Source organism: Pseudoalteromonas sp. GW168-MNA-CIBAN-0100 (assembly GCF_040309225.1).
Classification (GTDB): Bacteria; Pseudomonadota; Gammaproteobacteria; order Enterobacterales; family Alteromonadaceae; genus Pseudoalteromonas; species Pseudoalteromonas arctica.
Map to the genome: position 1 here is coordinate 1 of NZ_JBEOOL010001213.1, position 227 is coordinate 227.

General features: G+C 40.5%; 1 tRNA gene. It reads right to left on the reverse strand.

The annotated features are described in order from the left end of the window. A tRNA-Lys gene (locus AAEY62_RS25265) sits at positions 1-76 on the reverse strand. Positions 77-227 lie beyond the last annotated feature (151 nt).

Below are 227 nucleotides of genomic sequence, written 5' to 3' on the forward strand. Positions count from 1 at the left end.
TGGTGGGTTATGATGGATTTGAACCATCGACCAATTGATTAAAAGTCAACTGCTCTACCAACTGAGCTAATAACCCGTTCCAGTTGCTAACTTATTTCTAAATTAAAGCCTGCGTAAATCCGCCGATTGATGCCACACACTATTCACAAGGAATAAAGAATGGTGGGTCATGATGGATTTGAACCATCGACCAATTGATTAAAAGTCAACTGCTCTACCAACTGAGC